Genomic DNA, 24,260 nt, shown 5'->3' with positions numbered 1-24,260 from the left:
CTCCCCAAGGGGCTGCTTTTTTTATTCATTTAGAGCAACTTATGACGAAAAGGTCATTGGGCAAGCCAAAAGTTGGCGGCCTCCAATTGGCCTAGCGATGTGCAGGGGTGGCCCGCAGGGCCAGACCAAGGCGCTTTGCGCCGCAGGGCCGAGCGAATAGCGAGCCCCGAAACGTAGCGCCGCAGCTTTGCTGCGGAGGCCCCAAAAAAATAAGCGGGTCCATAGTCTTATGAGTTTGTTCTTACAGATCTTTTTCAACTTAGCTGTATGCAAAAGCAGAACCTACGGAACATCGCTATCATTGCGCACGTAGACCACGGAAAAACCACCCTGGTAGACAAAATTCTTCACCATTGCCGCCTTTTTCATGCTCATCAAGAAACAGGAGAGCTGATTTTGGACAATAACGACCAAGAGCGGGAGCGGGGAATTACCATTTTGGCCAAAAACGTTTCGGTCAATTACAAAGGAACCAAGATTAACATTATTGACACTCCCGGTCACGCCGACTTTGGTGGTGAGGTAGAGCGAGTGCTCAATATGGCCGATGGCGTACTGCTTTTGGTAGATGCCTTTGAAGGTCCTATGCCCCAAACTCGTTATGTATTGAGCAAAGCTATTGAGCTCGGTAAGGCGATTGTGGTAGTGGTGAACAAAGTAGATAAGGACAACTGCCGCCCCGATGAGGTGCAAGAGGATGTCTTTGACTTGATGTTCAACTTGGATGCTAGCGAAGAGCAGCTTGACTTTAATACGGTTTATGGATCGGCCAAGAACGATTGGATGGGTCCTGATTGGAAAGAGCAAACAGCCGACGTTTCTTACCTCCTCGATCGTGTACTAGAAGATATTCCTGCTCCTGCCCAAAATGAGGGAAGTTTGCAGATGCAAATTACGAGCTTGGACTACTCTCAGTATGTTGGCCGTATGGCGATTGGCCGCGTTCACCGTGGTACGCTTTCGGTAAACCAGCCCGTTTCTGTAGTGAAGCGCGATGGCAGCATCGAGAAGTCAAGAGTACGTAAACTTTATACTTTTGATGGTTTGGGCAAGGCCGAAACCGAAACCGTAATCAATGGTGACCTTTGTGCCGTTGTAGGGATTGAAAACTTTGAAATTGGGGATACGATCGCTGATTTTGAAGCGCCCGAAGGCCTTACGCCCATGAAAATTGATGAGCCTACCATGAGTATGCTTTTCACGATTAACGATTCGCCTTTCTTTGGTAAGGAGGGTAAATATGTTACTTCTCGCCACCTTCGCGACCGTCTACACAAAGAGCTAGAGAAAAACTTGGCCCTTCGTGTTCAGGAAACCGAAAGCCCCGATTCTTACATGGTCTTTGGCCGTGGTGTAATGCACCTTTCTGTATTGATTGAGAGCATGCGCCGTGAAGGTTATGAGTTCCAAGTAGGTAAGCCTCAGGTGATCGTGAAAATGATTGACGACCAAAAAATGGAGCCCGTCGAATTGCTTGCTGTAGATGTTCCCGATGAGTTTTCTGGTAAAATCATCGAGTTGGTTACTCAGCGCAAAGGCGATATGACCATCATGGAGCCCAAAGGCGACTTGATGCACCTCGAATTTATGATTCCTTCTCGTGGAATTATCGGTTTGCGTACCTTGGTCCTCAACTCTACGGCTGGCCAAGCCATCATGAACCACCGCTTTGTAGAATACGCTCCTTGGAAAGGCGAATTGCCTTCTCGTAACAAGGGTTCATTGATCGTTTTGGAAAATGGTACGTCTATTCCTTACGCTATGGACAAGCTCAAAGATCGCGGTGTTTTCTTCATCTCTCCCGGTGTAGATATCTACGAAGGCCAAATCATTGGCGAGCACAGCCGTGAAAATGACCTCGTGATCAATATTACCAAAACGAAGAAGCTCACCAACATGCGCTCTTCTGGTGCCGATGATAAGGCCAAGTTGCCTCCCCCCTTGCAGTTCTCTTTGGAGCAATACATGGAGTATGTTGGGGAAGATGAGTACCTAGAAATTACGCCCGAAAGCCTGCGCCTACGCAAAATCTTCTTGAAAGAGCATGAGCGTAAACGCGCCAACAATGCCGCCAATGTGGTCATTAAATAAGCCCTAAACGGCTTTTATATAACGTCCTTTTCAGTTTGCTGAAAGGGACGTTTTTTTTGGGGCTGCCCCAGCCTGCGGCTGGGTCGGGCCATTGCGCAGCTCGCAAGCCTGCTCGGCCCTGCAGCCCTGCGGGCTTTGGTCTGCCGCCTGCGGCGGCCCTGCTACAGCCCCTCAGCCGCGTCGCTTCGCTCCTTTGCGGCGGCTTCGCCGCCTGCTATCTGTAGGTTGAAACCTACAGCAATAATGGTATTGCTTCGCAATAATATAAGTATGAGGGTTAAAACCCTCAACAAACAAAGGGGCCTAGCAATAAATTTTAGCCCAAAAAACAGGCAAAGCCCTTGAAGTTTGCTAGTTTTGCTGGCAGAATCACCCCCAAAGGCCAAGAGGCCAAAATTTGTACACAAAACAAACTTGATTCTATGCTTTTGAAAGGAAAAAAAGGAATCATTTTCGGCGCACTCAATGAGCAATCGATTGCCTGGAAAGTAGCCCAGCAGGCCAAGGCCGCCGGGGCAGATATTGTATTGACCAATGCGCCCATCGCATTCAGAATGGGCCAAATTGATGAACTCGCCAAAGAACTAGACTGCCAGGCCATTCCAGCCGATGCCACTAAATTGGAAGACCTAGAAGCCTTGGTAGAAAAAAGCCAAGAGATCTTGGGTGGCAAAATTGACTTCGTTTTGCACTCTATCGGTATGTCGGTCAATATTCGTAAGAAAAAAGCCTATACCGACCTCAAATATGACTGGATGCAGAAAACCTTTGATATCTCTGCCATCTCTTTTCACAAACTCATGCAAACCCTTTGGCAAAAAGATGCTATGGCCGAATGGGGCTCTATTCTCGCCCTTAGCTATATCGGCGCCCAAAGAGTATTTCCTCACTACAGCGAAATGTCAGAGTCTAAGGCCCTGCTCGAGTCTTTTGCCCGTAGCTTTGGCTACCACTTTGGCGTCCGCAATAAGGTCCGTGTGAATACCATTTCACAATCGCCTACTCCCACTACCGCAGGTACTGGCGTAAAAGGCTTTGACCAATTCCTAGACTATGCCGACAAAATGTCGCCCCTAGGCAACGCCCCCGCAGAAGCTTGCGCAGATTATTGCCTCTCGCTCTTCTCCGATCATACTCGCTATGTTACCCTACAGAACCTCTACCATGATGGCGGTTTCTCTAATATGGGCATGAGCGAAATTATGATGGGCGAAACGCCTGAATAAAGATAATGAACAAAAGGGCGCAGATGACTGCGCCCTTTTTAGACCCAAAAATAAACTTTCAATAAAAATTGAAAGTTTTGAAACTATCTGGACCAACTTGCGTAAAAATAACAAATGCTTTAGGCTAATTATCTTTAAAAAGGGCTAACTTATATAGACTTAACTTATTAAGAGTAAATGCTTTCCCCACCTTAATCCTACGCTTATGAAAACGCCCACAAAAGGGATGCTCCAATTTGACTTTATTGTGCAGTCTTTGGTCTACCTCCCCACGGTTTTGCTTTATCTCATAGCCATTGCCAGTGAAACCTTTCCCTTTATAGGCAGCAGCAATGAAGCCTTTATTTATGCCCTACTAATGCAAGTCCCCTTAGGAGGTACTCAGCTGCTTAGCGGCTTGGTCCGCAGTATCCGGCATGGCAGCGCGATGCGGAAAAAGTACTTGATGGCCTGCGGAGTCTATTTTGCTGCCCTTTTTGCCATTGCCAATGCCGCTTATGGCGATTTCATAATTATTGGGACCATTATTGTACCTCCCATGATTATTGCCAGCATCTATTATGTCCTCACTTATTTGCAGCTAACTGGCCGCTTTGAAGATAGCGGAAGCAGTAGTTTTTTCCCTGAAAAAACTAGCCTTGTTTTAGATGAATTGGATGAAGATGAACGCAGCTTGCTAGAGATTCAAGAAAGACAAAGAGCCCGAAGAGCCAACTCTTAAACTTTCTGCCTAACTTTGGCCCAAATCAATCCCTTTTGCCTTATGAATGCCCGTCAACATCTTTATCTCGACTGTTTTATTCAGTTTGTTTTACTCCTCTATTTTGCCTTTTTAATCGGAAAGACCGAAAACTTTTTCGAGCTCTTAACAATCATTCCCTTTATCTTTTTGGCTTGGCAACTGCCCAACGGCCTCATCTACGACCGCTTTTTTGAGCAGCGCAGCCGACGAACTTTTTTGAAGTATAGTTTTTATTCTATTATACTCATTGCCGTTTTTTGGGGCAGTATCTGGATGGCCTTACATATTCCTGGAGTAGGGGCCTTTTTGCTCCCGCTCATTAGCAGCGCCATCCCAATTACGGTAGCCATTTTGCCATTTTTGGCGGGCATTATTGCCCTTGGCTATTTGGGCCTCTGTTTCCGAGACCTCTATTTTGCGGTCTACAAAACGATCTAGTTTATGCTTCGCATTACCAAATATCGCCTACTACTCGATTTCTCGATCCAATTGATTCTCTTTATCCTTTGGGCGGTACAGGCTGCCCTCCATTTTAACTATTTTGGGCTGCTGTATTATAGCAGCATTTTTATTCTTTTACTCACGGCCTGGCAGCTGTTGCACGCCTTTTATGTGGTCCGAAAACACCAAGATTGGCACCGCAAACAATATTTGCAAAATATGCGGCAATTGCTGGCCTATAGCCTCATTACAATTGGTATTGGCCTGTTTATGATGCTGGCTAGCTTTGGCTTTTTGGCCCCTTTCTTTATCTTCAGTTTGCATGTTTTGCATTGGGTGATTTGCTTGGTGGCCCTCTATTTTGCTGGCCGCTATTTCTGGACCAGCATCCGCCAACTTCAAGATTATATCAATCGCCCAAAATCTTTTTGGGACCTTTAATTTTTTTGGGGCCCGCGGCCAGCAAAGCTGGCCGCCGCTATGCTGCGGGGCTCACAGGTCTGTTCGGCCCTGCAGCCGCCTTCGGCGGCTTTGGTCTGGCCCTTCGGGCCACCCCTCCGCAGCGCTGGGCCAATTGGGCGCGCCCCTCTCTAGAGAGCAAAAGATGGACTTTGCTCTCTTTTTTTATTCTAACAGCAGACAAAATCAACTCAAAACTTGCGTTTATTTTATTGTAGGCTTATTTTTGAAGCATAGCAAGTTGGTCCAAAGACGCTTAGCAGGCGGCAAAGGAGCGAAGCGACTGGCCTAGCGATGTGTAGCAGTGGCCGAAGGCCAGACCAAGGTGGCAAAGCCGCCGCAGGGCCGAGCGAATAGCGAGCTGCGGAACGTAGCGCCTGCCGAAGGCAGGAGGCCCTAAAAAAAATCATAAAATCAGCGCTTTATGTTAGAGAAATCTATAGAATACGTCAAGGGAGTTGGGCCACAAAAGGCCGATTTACTCAAAAAGGAGCTGGGGATTTTTACCCTAGAACAACTGCTGATGAACTACCCTTTTCGCTATATTGACCGTAGCGTTTTTCATAAAATTGGGGAGCTAGAGGCCAATGAAACCCCAGTGCAAATTCGAGGAATTTTGCGCCGAATTGACAGCCATGGCGAGGGCGCAAAAAAGCGGATGGTCGGCATTTTTAGAGATGATACGGGCCAAATTGAGCTGGTTTGGTTTAGGGGCCTTAATTGGGTCAAACAACTGCAAACGGGCATTGAATACGTGATTTATGGCAAGGTGCAGCAGTTTGGCCGCAACCTGAGCATTACTCACCCAGAACTGGAGCCGCTAACGGCCAAAAATAGTAGCCTAGAACCCCGGATGGATGCCGTTTATCGGGTGACGGAAAAAATGGCCAGCAAGCGGATTAAGTCTAAGGACCTGCATAGAATTATCCGAAATGCCCTGATTCCAATTTATAAGGAACCTGAACATTTGCCCGAAACCCTGCCCCAATATTTGCTCGATAGCATGAAGCTGCCCAGCCGTTTGGAGGCCCTAATTGGCATTCATTTTCCCAAAACCTTGGCCCAAAAAGACCAAGCCCGCCGACGCTTTATTTTTGAGGAGCTCTTCTTTTTGCAATTGCGCATTTTGCAGCGCAAAAGCCTCAAGCAACTAGAGACCAAAGGGCATTTGTTTCCGCATATTGGCGGCTTTTTCAATGGCTTTTACCAAAACAACCTCAAATTTGAGCTAACGGGCGCCCAAAAGCGAGTCCTTCGAGAAATCCGCAAGGACCTTGGTTCGGGCCAGCAGATGAACCGCCTTTTGCAGGGCGATGTGGGGAGCGGAAAAACGGTGGTCGGCTTTATGTCTATGCTCATGGCCCTAGACAACGACTTTCAGGCGGCATTAATGGCCCCTACCGAAATTTTGGCCCAGCAACATTTTGAGTCCCTGCTCAAAATGGCCGAGGGACTGGATATTCGGATTGAGCTACTCACGGGTTCTATCAAGGGCGTTCAGCGCAGAGAATTGCTAGAAGATTTGGCCGAGGGGCGTATCCATATTCTCATTGGCACCCACGCATTAATTGAGGATGCGGTAGTATTTAAGAACTTGGGCCTCGTCATTATTGATGAGCAACATCGTTTTGGGGTAATGCAAAGGGCCAAAATGTGGAAGAAAAATGCGGCTGGCCCGCCTCATATTTTGGTCATGACCGCCACGCCCATTCCCCGCACCTTGGCCATGACCGTTTATGGCGATTTGGAGGTTTCGGCCATTGATGAAATGCCTCCGGGCCGTTTGCCCATTCAGACCTCCCACAAATTTGAGAGTAGTCGACTTTGGGTATTTGGCCAAATAAAAGAGCAAATAGCCAAGGGCCATCAGGTCTATATTGTCTATCCATTAATTGAAGAATCGGAATCAGAAGCCTTGGCCGAAATCAAAAACCTGATGGAAGGCTATGAAAGCATTTTAAGAGAATTTCCACAGCCCCAATATCAAATTAGTGTGGTGCATGGCCGCCAAAAGGCGGAGGACAAAGATTATGAGATGCAGCGTTTTGCCAATGGAGAAACCCAAATCCTCATGGCCACTACGGTCATTGAGGTAGGCGTAAATGTGCCCAATGCCACCCTCATGGTCATTGAAAATGCCGAGCGTTTTGGTTTGGCCCAGCTGCATCAGCTTCGGGGAAGAGTGGGCCGAGGCGGTGGAGAGGCCTATTGTATTTTGATGACGGGCTATAAATTGTCTAAAGAGGGCCGTTTTCGGATGAAAACCATGTGCAAAACGACAGATGGTTTTGAAATTGCGGAAGCAGACCTTAAATTGAGAGGACCAGGAAGTATCGACGGCACTCAGCAGTCGGGTATCTTGAGTTTGCGCCTAGCCGATTTGGCCAAAGATGGCCGAATTTTGCAAACGGCCAGAAACTTAGCCAAAGAAATTGTGGCCCAAGACCCCCTCTTTGAAAAGCCCGAAAACCTGCCGCTCAAACGCGAGCTTTTGCACGCCCAAAAGCAAAGAACCTTTAGTAAAATCTCTTAATGAATAGCTTTATGGATGAGTTTATCGGCTTAGTCGCTGTTGTGATGGTTTTCTCCATTCCACTATTGGCCATCTTTTTATCGTATAGGAGTAAAATGCGAAAAATGGAACTGAACAATGGCGGCAAGCAAGAAGAAATTGACCAACTCAAGCGGCAAATTGGCCACCTTTTTCAGCAGCAAGAATTGTTAGAAGAGCGCATTGCAGAGCTAGAAAGCGCTGGAGAAAAAGACAAAATCGCGCTTTCTATAGAAGAGCTAGATATTTTGCGAAAAGCCGATAAAAAGTAATCTTATGCCTACTATTCTACTTTTAGCCTTTGTGGTGGCGGTCGTTATTTTTGTCTTCATCGTTATTGTGGTCCCAGCTTCTAAGAGAGAAAAAAAACAGGAAGAACGTGAAGAACAAGCAGACCTACTTGCTCGCCTAGAAGAAAAGCTCGAACAGCTAGAAAAAACCCAAAACGAGCAGGAAAAACGCCTAGCCAATTTGGAGCATATTGTCATGGACGAGCGCTTTAGTGAGCAGGATTGGGCGCCAAAACAACCCATTGCCCTCAAGCAGGAGATTGACCAATTGCGCATTATAATAGATGAGCTTAAAAAGAGGTAGATGCAAAAGCACTTAACTACTTTGGCCCTTTTTGGGGCGCTATTAGGCCTAGGGGGATTTGCCCTTTTGGCCTATTTATTTTGGGGGCTAGACTATGAGTCCTTTGCTCAATTGCTTTTGGCTTGGGCTGGCAAAAGTGATTGGTTAGACCGCTTTGAGCAAGATTACTTCCCCAAAAGCCGCTGGTTGTTTTTAGGCTATAGTTTACCCTTTTTTGCCCTTGGCTATCTGGCTTTTTTGGCTTATGCCTATAAAAAACGAGCCCTTTGGCTATCGGCTGCGGCAGAGCAGTTGCGGCTTTGGGTCCAACTTATTGGCCAAGAGTTTAGGCAAACGAAGCCCATAGAATGGGCCTTTTTATTGCCTATTTTATGCTTTTGGTCCATTAGTACGCTCTACCAAATTCAGCAACTGCCCATAGAATACGATGAAGCCTGGAGCTTTTTGCATTTTAGTAGCCGCTCGCCGCTCTTTAGCCTAATTAGCCCACACAATAACCACATTCTCTATACTTTTTGTAGTAGCCTCTTGCATCAGTTGGGTGTAGCTGGTCCCTGGGACCTTCGGCTGCCTTCTTTTTTGGCTATTTTTGGGCTGATGTTCTTTAGTTATTGGTATTATCGACGCTTGTTGGGCTGGCGCTGGGGGCTGGCCATTTTAGCCCTTTTGGCCCTAGCGCCTCCAATTTATATTTATGGCATTTTGGGCCGAGGTTACGGCATTTTACTCTTTTTTCTAGGAGCTTATCTTTGGGCCGATAGCCAAGAAAACAGGCAACTTTGGCCGCTTTTGCTCCTTTTGGCTTGGGGCGGTATTTATAGCAACCCCATTTTTGTTTTGCCTTATTTGGGCCTGGCACTTTCTCGCTTTGGGCAGGCCAATTACTGGCGGCAACAACTCCTCTTTGCCCTGGGCAGCCTCCTTTTATACAGTCCTTTTATCTTGGCCAATGGGGCTCAGATTTTGGCGGGGGCCGCGGCGGATTCTGGCCAAAGTTTGGGGAATACCTACTTCTATCTTTACCGCCTCATTGATTGGCAGTTTTTAGGGCGGCGCCTGCCCCTTTTTTGGCCCTATTTACTGCTTGTTTTGGGCCTTTTGCCCTTAGTAAACAAAAGAGGCTATTGGCTGGCTTTTTCTCTACTTTGGCCCATTTTACTGCCTTTTTTGGACCAACAATGGCCCTACCGCATTTTTTGCTACCTCTATTTATTCTTTTTGCCCTATTTGGGCTTGGCCTTGGCCAAAATGCCCTTTAAAAAAGCATTTATTCTCCCCCTTGGCTTAGTTCTAGGCCTACAGTTTTGGGCTAGTCGGGGACATTATTTTTTGCATTGGAGCCGCCCCCTAGATGCCGAGGCCCAAAAGATTGCCCAGCTTCTTTTGGCCGACCCTCAAGCCGAGGTTTGCTATAGTTTTGCCCGCTATGACAAACCCCTTTTACAATACTATTTTTTGCGGGCCAAACGCAAATTGGCCTGCCCCATGCCCTTTGCTGGCAGTCAGGAGCAGGCCAATTTTGGTCCTCATTTTCCCTATGTTTTGCTCGATACAGAAGACTATAAGGCCCCTCCCTCCATTGCCGATAGCCTAGCTAGGCACTATCAAGTCATTTATCGCAATGAACGGCTGATTCTCTACAAATTGAACTAGTGTTTTTTGGGGCTGCCCCGCCCTGCGGGCGGGTCGGGCCATTGCGCAGCTCGCAGGTCTGCTCGGCCCTGCAGCGGCAAAGCCGCTTTGGTCTGCCGCCTGCGGCGGCCCTGCTACAGCCCCTCAGCCGATGCTGCGGGCTTTGCCCGCAGTATGGGCGCTATAGCTAGGGCATAAAAAAAGGGAATTTCCAAACTTTTTCTGGAAATCCCCTTAGACCTAACTTAACTAACTTATCAGAACTTTTACTGCTTGTTTATGGCCGTTTCTCTGATTTTGTTACCCTGCAAAAGCAGTTTTTTTTAAAAAAATTTCTGTTTGCCCTGACTTTTCTCCTAAAAGGCTGTTAAAACTGCGGATTTGAGGCCGCTGTTTTTGGTCCAAAAAGGATGCAGCTCAACGACCGAAGGGAGTAACTGATGGGCGGTAATGGCCTAGCGATGTGCAGCAGTGGCCGAAGGCCAGACCAAGCCAGCTTGCTGGCGCAGGGCCGAGCAGAGAGCGAGCTGCGAAACGTAGCGCCTGCCGCAGGCAGGAGGCCCCAAATCCTTCAGAAAAAACACTAACAACTATTCTATGTATATTCGTTATCCAAAAATTATCATTGGCAGCTTTTTGGTCCTTTCGCTTTTGGGGGCATGGGCAGCTAGCAGTCGTTTGGGCTTTAGCTTCAACTTTGAGGATTTTTTTCCGAAGGGCGACCCCGACCTTGAGTTTTACAATGAATTTAAGCAGCGTTTTGAGCCAGACGACAACTTTTTATTGGTGGCTTTGCATCGGCCAGAGGGGGTATTTGAGCAAGAATTTTTGACCAAAGTGCGGGAGTTTTCGCTGGCGGCCAGAGATACAGAATTTGAGCTCTCCAAAATTGGTTTGAGTCGCTGGGAGGAGGGCAAAACCCTATTCAAGCAGGAAGACGGCAGCTATAAAGTGCGGCCCATTGTGGAGAGCAGCTCGCTTTTGCAGGTAGAATTTCCCTTAAAAACGCCATTTTCTTTTAGTAGTATTCCCGCCGTTCATTTGGAGGATACGGCTCGTTATGCGGGAGATAAAAAGAAGGTTTTGGCCGATCCTCGTTTAGTCAATAACTTCATTTCGGCAGATGCCAAAACCTTGGTGGTGGTCCTAAAAACGGTAGATAATATTCAGCAGCCGCCAGCCGAAAAATTGATGGCTGCTTTGCGGGCCAAGCTAGATGAAATGGGCTTTTTGGACTATCATTTTTTGGGTCGGGCCAATTTTCAGACCGAGTTGGTCCAAATGCAAATTAAGGAATTTATTCTCTCTACGGTGGTTTCCTTTTTCTTGGTGCTGATTATCATGTGGCTCATTTTCCGCCGATTTTGGGGCGTAGTCATTTCTCTTTCTTCTATTGCCTTGGGGCTATTGCTCTTTGTGGGCGTTTTAGGATTTTTGGGCCGAGAGCTAGACACCATGGCCCTGCTCTATCCTATTATCATGATCATTGTTGGGACCTCCGACGTCATTCACGTCATGTCTAAATATGTCGATGAATTATCGGCGGGTAGGGGCAAGATGGAAGCCATACAAACCACCATTAAAGAGATTGGGATGTCTGTTTTTCTGACCTCTTTTACCACCTCTGTGGGCTTTTTGTCCTTGCTCAGTTCTCGCTTAGAGCCCATTCAGAATTTTGGGGTCAATGCGGCCATTGGGGTGATGTTGGCCTATGGGACCGTCATGCTCTTTAGCTGTACGCTTTTGGTCCTTTTTGATAAGGATCAGATCATTAAATTGCGGCCAGCGGGACAGAGCAACAAGCAGTGGCACGGCCTTTTTGACTGGGTGCATGCCTACAGCAAAAACTACCCTTGGCGAGTGGTAGCGGGCATTTCGGCCATAGCCATTGTGGCTGGAATTGGGGTGGCGCAGGTCAATACCAACACCCAGATTAAGCAGATTTTGCCCAAGGGTGCGCAGGTGACCCAAGACTTTTACTTTTTCGAGCAAAACTTTAGTGGGTTTCGGCCTTTTGAGCTGGCCGTAATGGCCCAGGGCGATCATAGTCTGCAAGATTTTGAGGTCATTCAGGCCATGGACAAGGTGGAGCAGCGCTTGATGGAATCTCCCGCCATTCGCTCCACTTCTTCTATTAGTTGGTTGTATAAGAGCCTACATCAGGCCTTTCATTCGGGCCGCTCGGCTTATTTTAAGCTGCCTGAAAAAGAGAAAGACTTTCTCAAATACCAGCAGTTGGCGGCCAAACTGGGCAGCAACAACAATCTGGGCATGTTGGTCAGTGAGGACCAAAAATACGGTCGGATTTCGGCCCGCTTACTTGATCTGGGCGCCGATAGCATTCGGGCCTTTATGGCCGAGATGCAAGACTTTATGGAAACAGAAATTGATACGAATGTGGTTAAATTTCGGCAAACGGGAACGGGCGTTATTGTAGACAAAAACTCGGTTTATGTGCGCGATTCCTTACTCAAGGGCTTAGGATTTGCCATTTTGGTCATTAGTTTATTGATGGCTTTATTGTATCGCAACCTCAAGATGATTGTGGTGGCCTTGGTCCCCAACATTTTGCCTTTATTGATTGCTGGGGCTATTTTGGGCTATTTGCAAATCCCTTTAGAGGCGGGCGTGGCCATTGTTTTTGCCATTATTTTCGGCATTGCGGTCGATGACACCATTCATATTTTGGGCCGTTATCAGCTAATGAAAAGGAGGGGTTTAAGTACTGATGAAGCCTTAAAACTGACCTTAAGAGAGACGGGAAAAGCGGTCACCTTAACCTCGGTCATATTATTTTTTGGCTTTTTGATTCTGCTCTTTTCTTCCAATCCGCCGGCGGTCACCATTGGTCTACTCATTAGCTCGACCCTCTTTTCGGCCCTCATTTGCGACGTCTTTATCATTCCTGTGATGTTGCGGGCCATTCATAAGGATTAGGATTTGGGGCCTGCCGCCTTTGGCGGCCGGGCTGTGCACTGGCTCGCTCTCTGCTCGGCCCTGCGGGGCTTCCGCTGCGCTTCAGCCCCTGGGTCTGCGGCTGCGCCGCACCAGTTACCATCCCTAGGCCTGCGGCGGCTTCGCCGCCTGTAGACCCCCATAAGGAAAGGCCCAAAACTTAGGTTTTGGGCCTTTAGCTGGTTAGGATTTGGCCAATCATCGCCTAGGGACAGGCCAGTTCATTTCATGAGGGTTTTAACCCTCATTCATATATTATTGCGAAGCAATACCGCTCTTGCTGTAGGTTTCAACCTACAGTAAAAAGGAGCGAAGCGACGCGGCTGAGGGATGGACAAGGGTGGCCGAAGGCCAGACCGAGCAAAACGAGCGCTAGCGAAGTTTTGCGAAGGGCCGAGCAGACCTGCGAGCCCTGAAACAGCCCGACCCGAGCGAAGCGAGTGGGCAGCCCCCAAAAAAAAACAAAAGGAAAACACCTATAGGGGCAAAAAAATAGCATTATCCGCCCCTTTTGTAAACGGATAATGCCAAGCAAAATTACACTACACCCTAATCGTCATAGCAAAAGCTAATTGGATTATTGTCAAGCACAAGAACGGCCCTTTTCGCAGCTTTTCAAAAAAAAAGGGGTGGACAAGAAGTGGACAAGGATAACTATATGTTTTTCAGAAACTTATCCAAGCTATCATTCGTCTGTAAATCTAATTTTTTTCGGATTCTGTAGCGGCTTTTCTTCACGCCATGCAAACTAATATTGAGTAATTGAGCGATACTTTTGCTATCGAGGTCGGCTCGAATCAGGACCGCCAGACGGAGTTCGGCGGGAGAGATATCGGGGGCGATTTGCATCAATTTTTGTTGATAATTGGGTTCCATTTGTTGGAACTGTTGGAGGAAGGGCAGCCAATAATCTTCGGCTTCAATGAGTTGGTTAATTTCTCGGAGGAGGCGTTGGCGTTGGGTATTGGGATCTTCAATTTTAGCTTTAAGTTCGAGCAATAATTCATTTTTGTGCGCGAGGACCAGCAGCGACTGTTGCAAATCTTTTTGGAGTTGTTTGAGTTGTAGGGCTTTGACTTCGGCCTCGGCGGCCTTCATTTGTTGCTGCCATTCTTTTTGTTTGAGGATCGACTTAATTCGGGCCAATAGCTCGATGGGAGGAGCGGGTTTTCGGAGAAAATCAATGGCCCCATACTCTAGGGCCTTAGCGAGATGGAGGCTATCGGTCATGGCGCCGGTATAGACCACAATTGGAATATTTTTATAGGGCAGATATTGTTCTTTTTGGAGTTCTTTTAGCAAGTCGAGGCCATTCATTCGGGGCATATCCCAATCCAGTAAAATGAGATCTACGGACCTTTGGGCCATAATATCGAGGCATTGTTGGCCATCTAGGGCCATCAGGATTTCGGTAGAGGGACACCAATTGGCAAAGAGTTGAATAATTGCCCGTCGATTTCGGGGGTCATCTTCGGCAATCAGAATAGTTTTTCCAGCTAAGATCTGGTGATTGTTAGTGGGCATGATTGATAATTTCGTAAAGTTCTTCTAGTTTTTGGCGATCGCCTTCATAGACTGCATCTTCTAGGAGTTGAAACAATCGTCGATCTGCGGGATTGGCTTGTTCTTGCTCTACCTTTTGCAAGGCGGCATAAAGCGGTTGGGCCTCGTAGATTTCGAATTGCAAGAGGTTTTGCTGCTGCAAAGTACTTAAAAATCCTGGAGAGTAGGTTTCTTTGGGGTCTTCAAGTTGATGCGCTTGGCGGGCAGCCTCTTCTAATTTGATGGGGGTATGCGGGGGCCAAAGGAGGCTAGCCGCCACATAGCCCGTTTCGCCTTGGCCAATTTCAAAGCTCAGTCCTAATTGCTGGCTCAGCTGCTTAATGATTCTCAGGCCAAGGCCTTGGCCCTTAAACACTCGATCGAGCTGTTCTTCTTTGCGCAGATTCTCTACCGTTTGCTTAGGCAGTGAGCCAGGGTTTTGGATAGAGACTACAAGCTGGTTCTGCTCTATAGTCGCCTTGAGGCGAATTTGCTCATGGGCCTGGCTATGCTTAGCGGCATTCATCAGCATATTTCGGAAAATAATTTTGAGCAGATTGGCATCTGTTTCTAGATAAATCGCTTTGGGCAGCTCTACATTTATATGGAGGACCGACTGCTGCAGCAGATCCTCTTCTTGCGCCAAGACTTCATGCAGCAACTGGCTGAGATTTTCTTTTTGGTAATTGGCGCTGAGGTCTCGGTCTTCTAAGCGGACCCATTGGAGCAGCTCCTCCATCATCAGGTAAATTTGCTTACTGCTTTGTTCTAGCTGTTGTAGGTCGGCATAAGTAACAAGGCCATCCTCATGCTGAAAGCGTTCGAGCAGAATATGGCTTTGGTGGAGCAAATAATTGAAGGGGTTGCGCAGGTCGTGCCCAATGACCGACAGCAAGGTTTTTTTATTCTCATTGGAGCGGCTAATGATTTGGGCGTAATTGCTCAGTATTTTGTTTTTGGCCTTGATTTTCCATAAAAAAAGGCTAGTAGAGAGAAGCGCCAACAAACTAATGATAACAATAAGGAACAAATAATAGCCCTGCTTTTCTGCACTTCTTAGGCTTTGCTTTTGCAGCTGGATCATATGGTCTTTTTCCTGCTGCAACAGCAGCTCGCTTAGCGAAAGCGAGCGGCTATCTTGTTTGCGCATCTCCTTCAGTTGGTTAAAGTTGGCCTGCCACTTTTTCGCCGCCAACTTATCCTCGCCAGAAAGATTATAGTATTTGGCCCAGGCTTGGTCCAGACTCAGGCGTACCGAATTGCTCTCCCCTCCCTTCAACAGACTTTCAGCCTGCTGCAAACTTAAATGAGCCTTGGCCAAGTTGTTCGCCTGCATATGGGTCTGCGCAATAGAAAGGTAGTAGTCAATATTTTCTACACCTGCAATCTTTTGCTCCATAGTCGGCAGCACTTCCTCCAAAATATAGCGGGCCTTTTCCTTTTTACCCTGCTGCTCATAAACCCCCATCAGGTAAGCATAGGCCCTCAAATGATAGGACTTAAACTGCTGGTACTCGCTAATATCCTGATGATTCTCAAAGGTTTGAATGCCGTTATCGAGGGCTTTTTCGGCCTGCTCATAATCCCCCGCTTTCTCATACATCTTCCCCAAAATAGTATAGGCATGAGCTAGCTGCATAGGAATCGTATCGGCCTGCAACTGATAAAAAATGGCTTGCTGGGTATAGCCAATAGCCGCCTGCAAACTATCTTGCCGCTGAGCCAATAAGCCATAGTTGCCATAAACGGTAGATAAGCCCTTTAGATGCTTTTCTTTTCTAAATATTTGCTCGGCCCTTTGGTAGAGTTTTCTGGCCAAAGGATTCAAATTGAAGCTGTAGTAAATATTGCCCACATCTATAAGGAAATACCCCCCACCCCAGCCACTAATCTCAGCCGAATCAATATAGGTCCGATAATATTTAAGGGCCTGCAGTTTTTGCCCTAAGGCCGCATAATAGCTGCCCCGAATCCGATAATTGGCATCCATGCACTGCTGATAACTCCCATACTTGCACTGTATTGCCGTCAAACTATCAATTTGCCGAAGCGCCAAATCAGGGTTTCTATAGGTTTCCTGATTAATAATATCAGCCAGTATCTGCGTCTTGATGGCCCGATCCTCCTCAAAAGATAAGCTGTAATAGGCCCGATACAAACTGTCTAATCCATTCTGAGCCAATAAACTAGACCCAAAACAACAAAGACAAACAACTAATAGGGGGAGATGAGGTAATTTCATTTTACAGTTGCTGTTAATATATAATCTGTAGACGACTGTAATTATACGCATTTTTTGGGGCTGCCCCGCCCTGCGGGCTCGGTCCAATACTAATTAGCGCCTTGGAAAGACGCAGACTATAAGTTCCCCCCAACTAAAAGGTTGGCTACTTTGGTAGCTGGCCTTTTTTTATGCAATTCTTCTTATCTTTGCCCCCTATTTAGCAGACTACCCACTATTATGGCTATACAAACTGTTTCTTCTCGCTGGACCTTCCTGTCCAAAATTATTCTCCCCTTTCTCTGGACGATCCTCTTCGGGGGCTTTACCCTTGTGGTCTGGCTCTCGCCACTCCAAGATATTCAAGAGCCCCTCTCCCCCCTAAGCGCAAAACTTATCCTCAGCTCTTTTTTTATCTCTATGCTGGGGCTGTTCTACCTCTTTTTTATGCGCAACCTCTGGGTGGGCCTAGATAATGAACATATCTATGTCTCCAATTATTTCAAATCGGTCAAGTATAGCTACGGCAGTCTCGAACATTTCGAGGAAAGCAACCTCTTCCTCTTTAGCCGAGTTACGCTGCATTTTAAAGAAAAGGGCCAGTTCGGCAAATCGGTCTCTTTTATCCGTAGCCATTACTGGAAGTATTACCTAGAAAAACATCCCGACCTCCTGCAGTTTTTACTCCAACTCAATGAGGCGAAGGCCAAAAAATAACCCCCTTCCGCCAGTCTGCTTTATGCTTGACTGGCTTTTTTTATGCCTTTTTGGGGCCTGCCGCCTTCGGCGGCCGGGCCCTTGCAGGGCTCGCAGGGCTGCTCGGCCCTTCGCCGCTTTCAGCGGCTCGGTCTGGCCTGCGGCCACCCTTTCAGGCCCCTAGGCCGCGGGCCTTCGGCCCTTTGCAGGCGGCTTCGCCGCCTGCCCTACATCCAAAACTAACTGCTCAATAAGATAAAAAGGAGGAAAAATGCTTAAAAATATTTGCGTTTATTATTTAGTTTACTATCTTTACAATACACAACAAAATAGAAGCAACTTTTTAAGCAAAGCTGCGGCTTAATCCCTATCTTATTATAAATTATTTCCTTGGTCTTTTTTCCTTTAATGGCAGGACCAATTCATTCATCAACCCATATTTTATGCTCAAGCGTATTTTTTTCATGGCCCTTTTGCTGGCCCTATCGTTCACGGCTACACAGGCCCAATCTGTCTACTACAAAGGCTCCAAAATTGGCGTTATTGAGTCCGATGGAGATGTCTACTACAAAGGTTCTAAAATTGCTGAATTTGAGTCGGATGGAGACGTCTATTATAAGGGCTCTAAAATTGGCGAAGTGGAATCAGACGGAGATGTTTATTATAAAGGCTCCAAAATCGGAGAAATTGAGTCGGATGGAGATGTCTATTACAAGGGCTCTAAAATTGGCGAAGTAGAATCAGACGGAGATGTTTATTATAGAGGCTCCAAGGTGGGCAATGCTCGAGGAGCAGCCAGATGGCGAATTGCGGCCTTTTATTTCTTCTATATTCTTGATTTGCACTAAGCGATAAAAAAATTGGAGACCTATCGCCTAGCTTTATTCGCTGTAGTAATTGGGGGTAGTTTCCGCTTATCCCCCTAAAGGATGCTAGGCGCTACGGGCTCTATCATTAATGAAAAATGAATTTTAGGTATTTTTAATTGTGGTGATAAAAAAATCATTTCTAAAAAAATTAAGCAAGGCTAGCTTTGTTTAATGTTTATTTGATGTTTGTTATGGACAGCAACCGCCCTAGGGCGGTTGTTGTTGTTTTGGCCCTCTCCAATCCCCCAAACCGCCCGATTAAACAACAACCGCACTTTTCTGAAGCGCCCAAAATGCCCCCAGGCCCTAGCCGCTTCTTGGCCCAGCGCTGCGCAGCCGTGGCCGCAGGCCAGACCAAACAAAACGAGCGTTAGCGAAGTTTTGTGAAGGGCCGAGCAGAGCTGCGAGCGGCGCAGCATAGCGGCGGCCGACCTAGGCCAAAGGCCTAGCCGGCCGCGGGCCCCAAATCCTAATAAAAAAGAAAAGCTCCCTGGTTTTCAGCCCAGAAAAACAGGCAAAAACTAGATTTAGCCCCAAGGCCCTCAAGTTTTAACACAAGTTCATTATCTTCGCAAGAAGTAACCAAATACCAGAAAAAATGCAAATCGAGGCTTTTGAGAAGGCCAATCTGCTGGCCCAAGAAGTGGCCGCAGCAGCGCCTCAAAATAAAGAAGAACTAGAGCAGTTTCGTTTAAAATTTTTAGGGACCAAAAACCAACTCAAGCCCCTTTTTGGCGAGATGCGAAATGTCCCCAACGAACGCAAAAAAGAATATGGCCAACTGCTCAATGAAATCAAGCAGGCCGCAGAAGCTAAGTTTTATGCTAAAAAAGAAGCGCTAGAACGAGCCGAATTGAAAAACTATGAGCGCATTGACCTGACCGCTCCTGCCCAGCCAGAAAACTGGGGTAGCCGCCATCCTGTGGCCTTGGTCATGGAGGAAATGTTGCAAATTTTTGAGCGCATTGGCTTTTCGGTAGCCGAAGAACGTGAAATTGAGGACGATTGGACCAACTTTACGGCTTTGGGCACCCCCGAGGACCATCCCGCCCGCGATATGCAGGATACTTTTTATGTCAAAGATCCTGAAAAAATGGTTTTGCGCACGCATACTTCGCCCGTACAGATCCGAAGCATGCTCAAGCAAAAGCCCCCTTTGCGCATTGTGGCCCCCGGCCGAGTGTACCGCAACGAAACTGTTTCGGCTCGCTCACACTGCCAATTCCACCAAATTGAGGGCCTTTATGTGGCCAAGGATGTCAGCTTTGCCGACCTTCGCCAAACGCTTTACTATTTTGCCAAAGAAATGTTTGGCGCCACCAATATCCGCCTGCGTCCCTCTTATTTTCCATTTACAGAGCCTAGCGCCGAAATGGACGTTTATTTGGGCCTAGAGACTGAGCGGGACCGCCGCCTAACTAAGGGCACAGGTTGGCTAGAAGTGTTGGGTTGTGGTATGGTAGACCCCAAAGTGTTGGAAAACTGTGGCATTGATCCCGAAGAATATACTGGTTTTGCCTTTGGTATTGGAATTGAGCGCATTGCCCTTTTCAAATATGAGGTAGATGATATCCGCCTATTTTTTGAAAACGATCAGCGTTTTCTCAAGCAATTTAATCCTGTGCTCAATGCCTAATTGGACGCCTATGTTGCTATTTATTTTGGGCCTTTCTCTCTTGACCGCTTGTCAGGGGGAAGGCCCAGATTATAGCCAAGAACAACAAACTCCTCAAGCGGCAATCAAAGCCTTTTATACGGCTGTAGCCGCAGAAGACTTTGCCAAAGCCGAGGCCTTCTGCGAGCCCTCTAGCCAAGAACAATTGCGCTACTTTGCCACCGAGCTACAGTTTAAGTCGGCTAAGCCCACACAAAAAGAGGCCCTGCTCGATAAGGTCCGTTTTGATTTTAGCCAACTGGACTGCCAAGAAAAAGACGGCAGCACCAGCTGCCAACTCTGCTGTAATGCCAATCAGGAGGCCGTAGATATTGAAATGGTCCAAAGAGAAGGCAAATGGCTAGTGGTCGCCAACTTAGACAATTACTAAACAGCTTTCCTCAATCCAATCGCTTATGCAGGCTTTTCAACGCCTCCAAAATGCTTATCGGGCCTATGCAGCCCAAGAACAATTTGGCCAAGGTCAACCTCAGGAGCTTTATCAGCCCCTAGATTATATTCTTTCTTTGGGCGGCAAGCAAATGCGGCCCATTTTGCTATTAATGGCCGCAGAACTCTATCTGGGCCAAAATATTGAAACGGCCCTGCCCGCCGCCTATGCCATAGAGCTTTTCCATAATTTCTCGCTTATGCATGACGATATTATGGACCAGGCCGATTTGCGCAGGGGAAAGGCCACGGTGCACAAAAAGTTTGATACCAATACCGCTATCCTCTCTGGAGATGTGATGCTGGTCTATAGCTATAAGTACCTGGCCCAATCGGCCAGCGGAAATTTAGCCGCCTTGCTCGATTGCTACAATGAAACGGCCATTGGCGTTTGTGAAGGCCAACAAATGGATATGAACTTTGAGCAAATGCAGAGCGTAGCCCTAGAAAGCTACCTCAAAATGATTGAGCTCAAAACCTCAGTGCTGCTCTATGGCGCCATGAAAATGGGCGCCCTCATTGGCCAAGCCCCAGCCGAAGAGGCCGAACTACTAGGCGAATTTGGCCGAAATATGGGCATCGCCTTCCAACTCCAAGACGATTATCTCGATAGCTTTGGCGATGCCGCCACCTTTGGCAAACGCATCGGCGGAGATATTCTGCAAAATAAAAAGACGGTCCTTTATATTAAGGCCCTAGAGCTAGGTACAGCCGCCGATAAAGAACAGTTATTGGCCCTTTATCAGCAAGCTTGTCCAGCCGATAAAGAAGAGGAGAAAATCGAAACCGTTAAGGCTATTTTTGAGCGCTCTGGCGCCAAAGCCGCCCTTGGCCAAGCCGTAGAGGCTTACCGACTCAAGGCGGTTGCTTTCTTGGACCAACTCCCCAAAGACCAAACGGATAAAGCTCCTCTTTATCAGTTTCTCAATTTCATCATGCAACGCCAACACTAATGCGCCATGAAATCCCTTGCTTTTTTTCTCTGCCTTTTTTCCTTAGCCAGTAGTTGGGCCAAACCTTTTTCTATAGAGGATTTGGACCCCGCCAAAACGCAGGCTTATATCTTGCAGTTTCAGCATATCGCTATTGCAGAAATGGACCGAGCGGGTATTCCTGCCAGTATCAAAATGGCCCAAGGTATTCTAGAATCAGGCTCTGGCGCTAGCCAACTGGCCATTCAGGCCAATAACCATTTTGGAATCAAATGCGGCGGAAAAAAGCATTGGGATGGCCCCAGTTTTTATCTCTGGGATGATGAGACGGTCAAGTCTTGCTTTCGAGTTTATGACCAAGCCGAAAAATCTTATATCGCTCATAGCGAGTTTTTGCGCAACCCTAAAAAAGCTTGGCGCTACGGCTTTCTCTTCGATCTCGATAAAACGGATTATAAAGCCTGGGCCAAAGGGCTGCAAAAGGCGGGTTATGCCACAGCAAAAACCTATAGCAAAAATCTCATTAGCATCATTGAGCGCTATGAGCTTTATCGTTTGGACCACCTCTCTTTTCAGGATTTACAACTGGCCCCAGGCGAATTAGACAGTATTTTCAATCTGCAACCACCACCCAAAGATAGCGTCAAGGGACCAGAAGAACGGCTGGCGATTCGCATTCCCGACCCCTTCGGTGAAATTAAGGATACCGTAGAGCTCGAATTGCCCAAGGGCATTATTGAGGTCAATGGCCGCAAAGCGATGGTTCTACAAGTTGGCGAAAGCCTCCACGAGCTGGCCCAAAGAGCCGATATTAAGCTCAAAAAGCTAGAGCGCTATAACGATTTTGCCGAGCAGGGCCGCCCTAGGGCGGGACAATATGTCTTTCTCCAACGCAAAAAGAAACGCTATAAGGGCGAGCAGCATTTTCATATCCTCCGAAAAGGACAAGATTTGCGGGCCGTTTCTCAGTATTATGGCATCCGCCTAAAATCACTCGAAAAGCTGAATAAAATCTACCGAAAAACGCTTCCCCAAACAGGCAATAAAATCCGATTGAAGAAGGAGTAGTAGATGGTTTTTGGGCCTCCGCCTCGCTTCGCGCCTCGGCGCTACGTTTACTCCCTTTGGTCGTCGAACTGCGGACTAAAGTCCTTGTTGTCGCAGCTCGCTGCTGCTTTGGGGCCTCCTGCCTGCGGCAGGCGCTACGTTCCGCAGCTCGCTATTCGCTCGGCCCTTCGCCGCTTTCAGCGGCTCGGTCTGGCCTAACGGCCACTGCTGCACATCGCTAGGCCATTTACGGCCTTCGGCCGTATAAAGCGGGCCGATTGCCCAAAAAGAAATTTGTACTATGCAATTTAAGGATGTATTGGGCCAGAAGGCCGCTATAGAGCAACTCAAAGTTTCTTATGAACATGAGCGCACCGCTCATGCCCAAATTTTTGTGGGACCAGAAGGGGCGGGTGGCCTGGCCCTCGCCCTCGCCTATAGCCAATACCTCCTTTGCGAGAAAAATGAGTCTGGCATTGCCGATGCCTGTGGGCAATGTAATGCCTGCAAAAAGGTGCAGAGAAATATTCATCCAGATCTCCACTTTTCTTATCCCAATATTGATAGTAAAGCCGTCAGCAGCGACCATATTAAGGAATGGCGCAAAATGCTAGAAGAAAAAGGCCCTTATGTCAATATGAACGATTGGCTTTTTTATTTGGGGGCCAATAACCAAAGGGGCAATATCAATAAGCGGGAGTGTGTAGATATTGTGCGCAAATTTAGCTTTACCCGGGTAGAAGGCCGCTTTAAAATCCTTTTGCTCTGGATGCCCGAATATTTGGACAAGGAGGGCAACCGCCTGCTCAAACTCATTGAAGAGCCCGAGCCCAATACCGTCTTTCTCTTAGTGGCCGAACGAGCCGAGCTTATTCTCAACACCATCCTCTCTCGCTGCCAGTTGCTCAAACTACCCGCCTTAGACGATGAGCTAATTGCCGAGGCCTTGGTCCAAGAGGGCGTTCCTACACAAACGGCCAAAGAGGTAGCCTATCTTTCGGAGGGCAACTACCGAAAAGCCAAACAGCTGGCCAGTGGCCAAAACCAAGAAGAACAGCAACTGGGGCAAGCCTTTGCGGGCTGGCTCCGCGCCTGTTATCAGGGCCGCGGCCCTATGGTCTATTGGGTAGAGCAATTTGTAACGGGCAAGCACCCCAAAGAGGGCAAAAAGGGCAGTAAAACAGGCCGTAAAGAGCAGCTGCTCTTTTTGGAATACGGCCTATTTTTCCTTAGAGAGCTCAGCCTATTGCAGGCGGGTTTCCCCCCTAGTGGTTTGCGCCTATCGGCGCAGGACCAAAAGGCGGCCCAGGGCCTAGCAAAATTGCTTCCCTTACCTGCTATTGATAAGCTGCAACAGCTCTTTAACGATCATCTGTATTTTATTGAGCGGAACGCTCATCCCAAGGTTCTTTTTTTGGATCTCTCCATTAAAATTCATCGCATTTTTAAGCCACTTTAGACCTTTAGGTTACCCATGCCGCCATCTAAGCCTAAAATTTGGCCCGTCATCCATTGGCTATTTTGGTCCAGAAGATAATAGGCCAAGCTAGCAATATCTTGGGGCTGGCCGATGCGGCCCAAAGGGTGGCGTTTGGCGGCGGACTCCTGCTTGGCCTCCGTATTGAGTAAGCGCTCGGCCAAATCGGTATGAGTTAGAGAAGGAGCAATTGCATTGAGGCGAATATTATGGCTGGCCCATTCTGCTGCCAAAGATTTGGTGAGGCCCTCTAGGGCGCCTTTGGCCATAGCAATAGCGCTATGAAAGGGCATGCCCAGCTTTACCGCCACCGTACTAAAAAGGACCACAGAAGCGCCTGCTTCGGCCTTTTTGAGTTGGGGCAAAGCCGCTTGTAGCAGACGAACCGCCCCCATGACATTCAGCTCAAACTCTTGATTAAACTGTTCTTCTTTGATGCGGTGGAAGGGCCGTAAATTGATGCTTCCGGGGCAATAGACCAGGCCATCTAGTTGGCTGGGCAATTGGGCCAAAAGCGCCTTGGGATCATCCTGTAGGGCATCGTAGCTAATATTTTTGCCCAGGCCTTCTGCCGAGCGGCTGGCATTATACACTTGGGCCCCTGCGGCTTGGAGTTTTTGGGCCAAGGCCGCGCCAATGCCACGACTAGCGCCAATAATGAGTATTGATTTTCCTTGCATA

General features: G+C 47.6%; 21 protein-coding genes. 18 read left to right on the top strand and 3 right to left on the bottom strand.

Going from position 1 to position 24,260, the window contains the following annotated elements:
- Positions 1-267: 267 nt before the first annotated feature.
- The 10 genes from typA (at position 268) to SGRA_RS09470 (ending at position 12,673) form a co-directional block, all read left to right on the top strand.
- Positions 268-2,091: a translational GTPase TypA gene (typA, locus tag SGRA_RS09525; RefSeq protein ID WP_015692455.1), complete on the top strand. Its 1,824-nt coding sequence runs from the start codon at positions 268-270 to the stop codon at positions 2,089-2,091.
- 422 nt (positions 2,092-2,513) lie between these two features.
- The gene (locus SGRA_RS09515) at positions 2,514-3,317 is read left to right on the top strand and encodes an SDR family oxidoreductase (RefSeq protein ID WP_041329892.1); all 804 of its coding nucleotides are present in this window, start codon (positions 2,514-2,516) and stop codon (positions 3,315-3,317) included.
- Positions 3,318-3,522: 205 nt separating this feature from the next.
- On the top strand, positions 3,523-4,038 hold the full coding sequence (locus tag SGRA_RS09510) for a hypothetical protein (protein WP_245538670.1): 516 nt from the start codon (positions 3,523-3,525) through the stop codon (positions 4,036-4,038).
- 42 nt (positions 4,039-4,080) lie between these two features.
- Entirely contained in the window at positions 4,081-4,497 is a 417-nt protein-coding gene (locus SGRA_RS09505) for a hypothetical protein (RefSeq protein ID WP_041329594.1), read from the top strand.
- A 3-nt stretch (positions 4,498-4,500) separates the two neighbouring features.
- Positions 4,501-4,941, top strand: coding sequence for a hypothetical protein (locus tag SGRA_RS09500; RefSeq protein WP_015692450.1), 441 nt, complete (start codon positions 4,501-4,503; stop codon positions 4,939-4,941).
- A 442-nt stretch (positions 4,942-5,383) separates the two neighbouring features.
- Positions 5,384-7,492, top strand: a complete 2,109-nt coding sequence (recG, locus tag SGRA_RS09490) for an ATP-dependent DNA helicase RecG (protein ID WP_015692448.1) — start codon at positions 5,384-5,386, stop codon at positions 7,490-7,492.
- Positions 7,492-7,782 carry a hypothetical protein gene (locus SGRA_RS09485; RefSeq protein ID WP_015692447.1) on the top strand — a complete coding sequence of 97 codons (291 nt, stop codon included), beginning with the start codon at positions 7,492-7,494 and terminating at the stop codon, positions 7,780-7,782. The genes recG and SGRA_RS09485 overlap by 1 nt, the downstream gene beginning before the upstream one ends.
- Positions 7,783-7,786: 4 nt before the next feature.
- A complete protein-coding gene (locus SGRA_RS09480; protein ID WP_015692446.1) occupies positions 7,787-8,104 on the top strand; it encodes a hypothetical protein in 318 nt (105 codons plus the stop codon).
- The gene (locus SGRA_RS09475) at positions 8,105-9,757 is read left to right on the top strand and encodes a hypothetical protein (protein ID WP_015692445.1); all 1,653 of its coding nucleotides are present in this window, start codon (positions 8,105-8,107) and stop codon (positions 9,755-9,757) included.
- Between the two features lie 576 nt (positions 9,758-10,333).
- Positions 10,334-12,673 (top strand): efflux RND transporter permease subunit, encoded by a 2,340-nt coding sequence (locus SGRA_RS09470; protein ID WP_015692444.1) that lies wholly within the window; start codon positions 10,334-10,336, stop codon positions 12,671-12,673.
- A 672-nt stretch (positions 12,674-13,345) separates the two neighbouring features.
- On the opposite strand, the gene SGRA_RS09460 is transcribed toward SGRA_RS09470, so the two are convergent.
- On the bottom strand, positions 13,346-14,215 hold the full coding sequence (locus tag SGRA_RS09460; protein WP_015692443.1) for a response regulator: 870 nt from the start codon (positions 14,213-14,215) through the stop codon (positions 13,346-13,348).
- Positions 14,205-16,475: an ATP-binding protein gene (locus SGRA_RS09455; protein ID WP_071823153.1), complete on the bottom strand. Its 2,271-nt coding sequence runs from the start codon at positions 16,473-16,475 to the stop codon at positions 14,205-14,207. Before SGRA_RS09455 ends, SGRA_RS09460 begins: the two co-directional genes overlap by 11 nt.
- 219 nt (positions 16,476-16,694) lie before the next feature.
- Between SGRA_RS09455 and SGRA_RS09450 the strand changes: the two genes are divergently transcribed.
- The 8 genes from SGRA_RS09450 (at position 16,695) to SGRA_RS09410 (ending at position 23,561) form a co-directional block, all read left to right on the top strand.
- Positions 16,695-17,171, top strand: a complete 477-nt coding sequence (locus tag SGRA_RS09450; protein ID WP_148268317.1) for a hypothetical protein — start codon at positions 16,695-16,697, stop codon at positions 17,169-17,171.
- 422 nt (positions 17,172-17,593) lie between these two features.
- Entirely contained in the window at positions 17,594-17,998 is a 405-nt protein-coding gene (locus SGRA_RS09440; protein ID WP_015692438.1) for a hypothetical protein, read from the top strand.
- 185 nt (positions 17,999-18,183) lie between these two features.
- Positions 18,184-18,393, top strand: a complete 210-nt coding sequence (locus SGRA_RS23815) for a hypothetical protein (RefSeq protein WP_015692437.1) — start codon at positions 18,184-18,186, stop codon at positions 18,391-18,393.
- A 224-nt stretch (positions 18,394-18,617) separates the two neighbouring features.
- Positions 18,618-19,655 carry a phenylalanine--tRNA ligase subunit alpha gene (pheS, locus tag SGRA_RS09430; protein ID WP_015692435.1) on the top strand — a complete coding sequence of 346 codons (1,038 nt, stop codon included), beginning with the start codon at positions 18,618-18,620 and terminating at the stop codon, positions 19,653-19,655.
- The gene (locus SGRA_RS09425) at positions 19,648-20,064 is read left to right on the top strand and encodes a hypothetical protein (RefSeq protein ID WP_015692434.1); all 417 of its coding nucleotides are present in this window, start codon (positions 19,648-19,650) and stop codon (positions 20,062-20,064) included. The genes pheS and SGRA_RS09425 overlap by 8 nt, the downstream gene beginning before the upstream one ends.
- 25 nt (positions 20,065-20,089) lie before the next feature.
- The gene (locus SGRA_RS09420; RefSeq protein WP_015692433.1) at positions 20,090-21,076 is read left to right on the top strand and encodes a polyprenyl synthetase family protein; all 987 of its coding nucleotides are present in this window, start codon (positions 20,090-20,092) and stop codon (positions 21,074-21,076) included.
- A gap of 6 nt (positions 21,077-21,082) precedes the next feature.
- Complete coding sequence (locus tag SGRA_RS09415) at positions 21,083-22,123, top strand: glycoside hydrolase family 73 protein (RefSeq protein WP_015692432.1); 1,041 nt, start codon at positions 21,083-21,085, stop codon at positions 22,121-22,123.
- Positions 22,124-22,403: 280 nt separating this feature from the next.
- Complete coding sequence (locus tag SGRA_RS09410) at positions 22,404-23,561, top strand: DNA polymerase III subunit (RefSeq protein ID WP_015692431.1); 1,158 nt, start codon at positions 22,404-22,406, stop codon at positions 23,559-23,561.
- Here the strand turns inward: SGRA_RS09410 and SGRA_RS09405 are convergent.
- Entirely contained in the window at positions 23,558-24,259 is a 702-nt protein-coding gene (locus tag SGRA_RS09405) for an SDR family NAD(P)-dependent oxidoreductase (protein ID WP_015692430.1), read from the bottom strand. The two genes, SGRA_RS09410 and SGRA_RS09405, sit on opposite strands and share 4 nt — an antisense overlap.
- Position 24,260 lies beyond the last annotated feature (1 nt).

Origin of the sequence: Saprospira grandis str. Lewin (assembly GCF_000250635.1) — a bacterium.
GTDB classification, from domain to species: Bacteria; Bacteroidota; Bacteroidia; order Chitinophagales; family Saprospiraceae; genus Saprospira; species Saprospira grandis.
The sequence above is the reverse complement of the archived record's forward strand: the minus strand, read 5'-3'. Positions and strand labels throughout refer to the sequence as shown.

Bases quoted from the DNA above. Each gene is read 5' to 3' on its own strand.
- SGRA_RS09515 (WP_041329892.1), top strand. From the start codon at position 2,514: ATGCTTTTGAAAGGAAAAAAAGGAATCATTTTCGGCGCACTCAATGAG.
- SGRA_RS09425 (WP_015692434.1), top strand. From the start codon at position 19,648: ATGCCTAATTGGACGCCTATGTTGCTATTTATTTTGGGCCTTTCTCTC.
- SGRA_RS09475 (WP_015692445.1), top strand. From the start codon at position 8,105: ATGCAAAAGCACTTAACTACTTTGGCCCTTTTTGGGGCGCTATTAGGC.
- SGRA_RS09505 (WP_041329594.1), top strand. From the start codon at position 4,081: ATGAATGCCCGTCAACATCTTTATCTCGACTGTTTTATTCAGTTTGTT.
- SGRA_RS09415 (WP_015692432.1), top strand. From the start codon at position 21,083: ATGAAATCCCTTGCTTTTTTTCTCTGCCTTTTTTCCTTAGCCAGTAGT.
- SGRA_RS09440 (WP_015692438.1), top strand. From the start codon at position 17,594: ATGCTCAAGCGTATTTTTTTCATGGCCCTTTTGCTGGCCCTATCGTTC.
- typA (WP_015692455.1), top strand. From the start codon at position 268: ATGCAAAAGCAGAACCTACGGAACATCGCTATCATTGCGCACGTAGAC.
- SGRA_RS09450 (WP_148268317.1), top strand. From the start codon at position 16,695: ATGGCTATACAAACTGTTTCTTCTCGCTGGACCTTCCTGTCCAAAATT.
- recG (WP_015692448.1), top strand. From the start codon at position 5,384: ATGTTAGAGAAATCTATAGAATACGTCAAGGGAGTTGGGCCACAAAAG.
- pheS (WP_015692435.1), top strand. From the start codon at position 18,618: ATGCAAATCGAGGCTTTTGAGAAGGCCAATCTGCTGGCCCAAGAAGTG.
- SGRA_RS09410 (WP_015692431.1), top strand. From the start codon at position 22,404: ATGCAATTTAAGGATGTATTGGGCCAGAAGGCCGCTATAGAGCAACTC.
- SGRA_RS09510 (WP_245538670.1), top strand. From the start codon at position 3,523: ATGAAAACGCCCACAAAAGGGATGCTCCAATTTGACTTTATTGTGCAG.
- SGRA_RS09470 (WP_015692444.1), top strand. From the start codon at position 10,334: ATGTATATTCGTTATCCAAAAATTATCATTGGCAGCTTTTTGGTCCTT.
- SGRA_RS09420 (WP_015692433.1), top strand. From the start codon at position 20,090: ATGCAGGCTTTTCAACGCCTCCAAAATGCTTATCGGGCCTATGCAGCC.
- SGRA_RS09460 (WP_015692443.1), bottom strand. From the start codon at position 14,215: ATGCCCACTAACAATCACCAGATCTTAGCTGGAAAAACTATTCTGATT.
- SGRA_RS09455 (WP_071823153.1), bottom strand. From the start codon at position 16,475: ATGAAATTACCTCATCTCCCCCTATTAGTTGTTTGTCTTTGTTGTTTT.
- SGRA_RS09480 (WP_015692446.1), top strand. From the start codon at position 7,787: ATGCCTACTATTCTACTTTTAGCCTTTGTGGTGGCGGTCGTTATTTTT.
- SGRA_RS09405 (WP_015692430.1), bottom strand. From the start codon at position 24,259: ATGCAAGGAAAATCAATACTCATTATTGGCGCTAGTCGTGGCATTGGC.
- SGRA_RS09500 (WP_015692450.1), top strand. From the start codon at position 4,501: ATGCTTCGCATTACCAAATATCGCCTACTACTCGATTTCTCGATCCAA.
- SGRA_RS09485 (WP_015692447.1), top strand. From the start codon at position 7,492: ATGAATAGCTTTATGGATGAGTTTATCGGCTTAGTCGCTGTTGTGATG.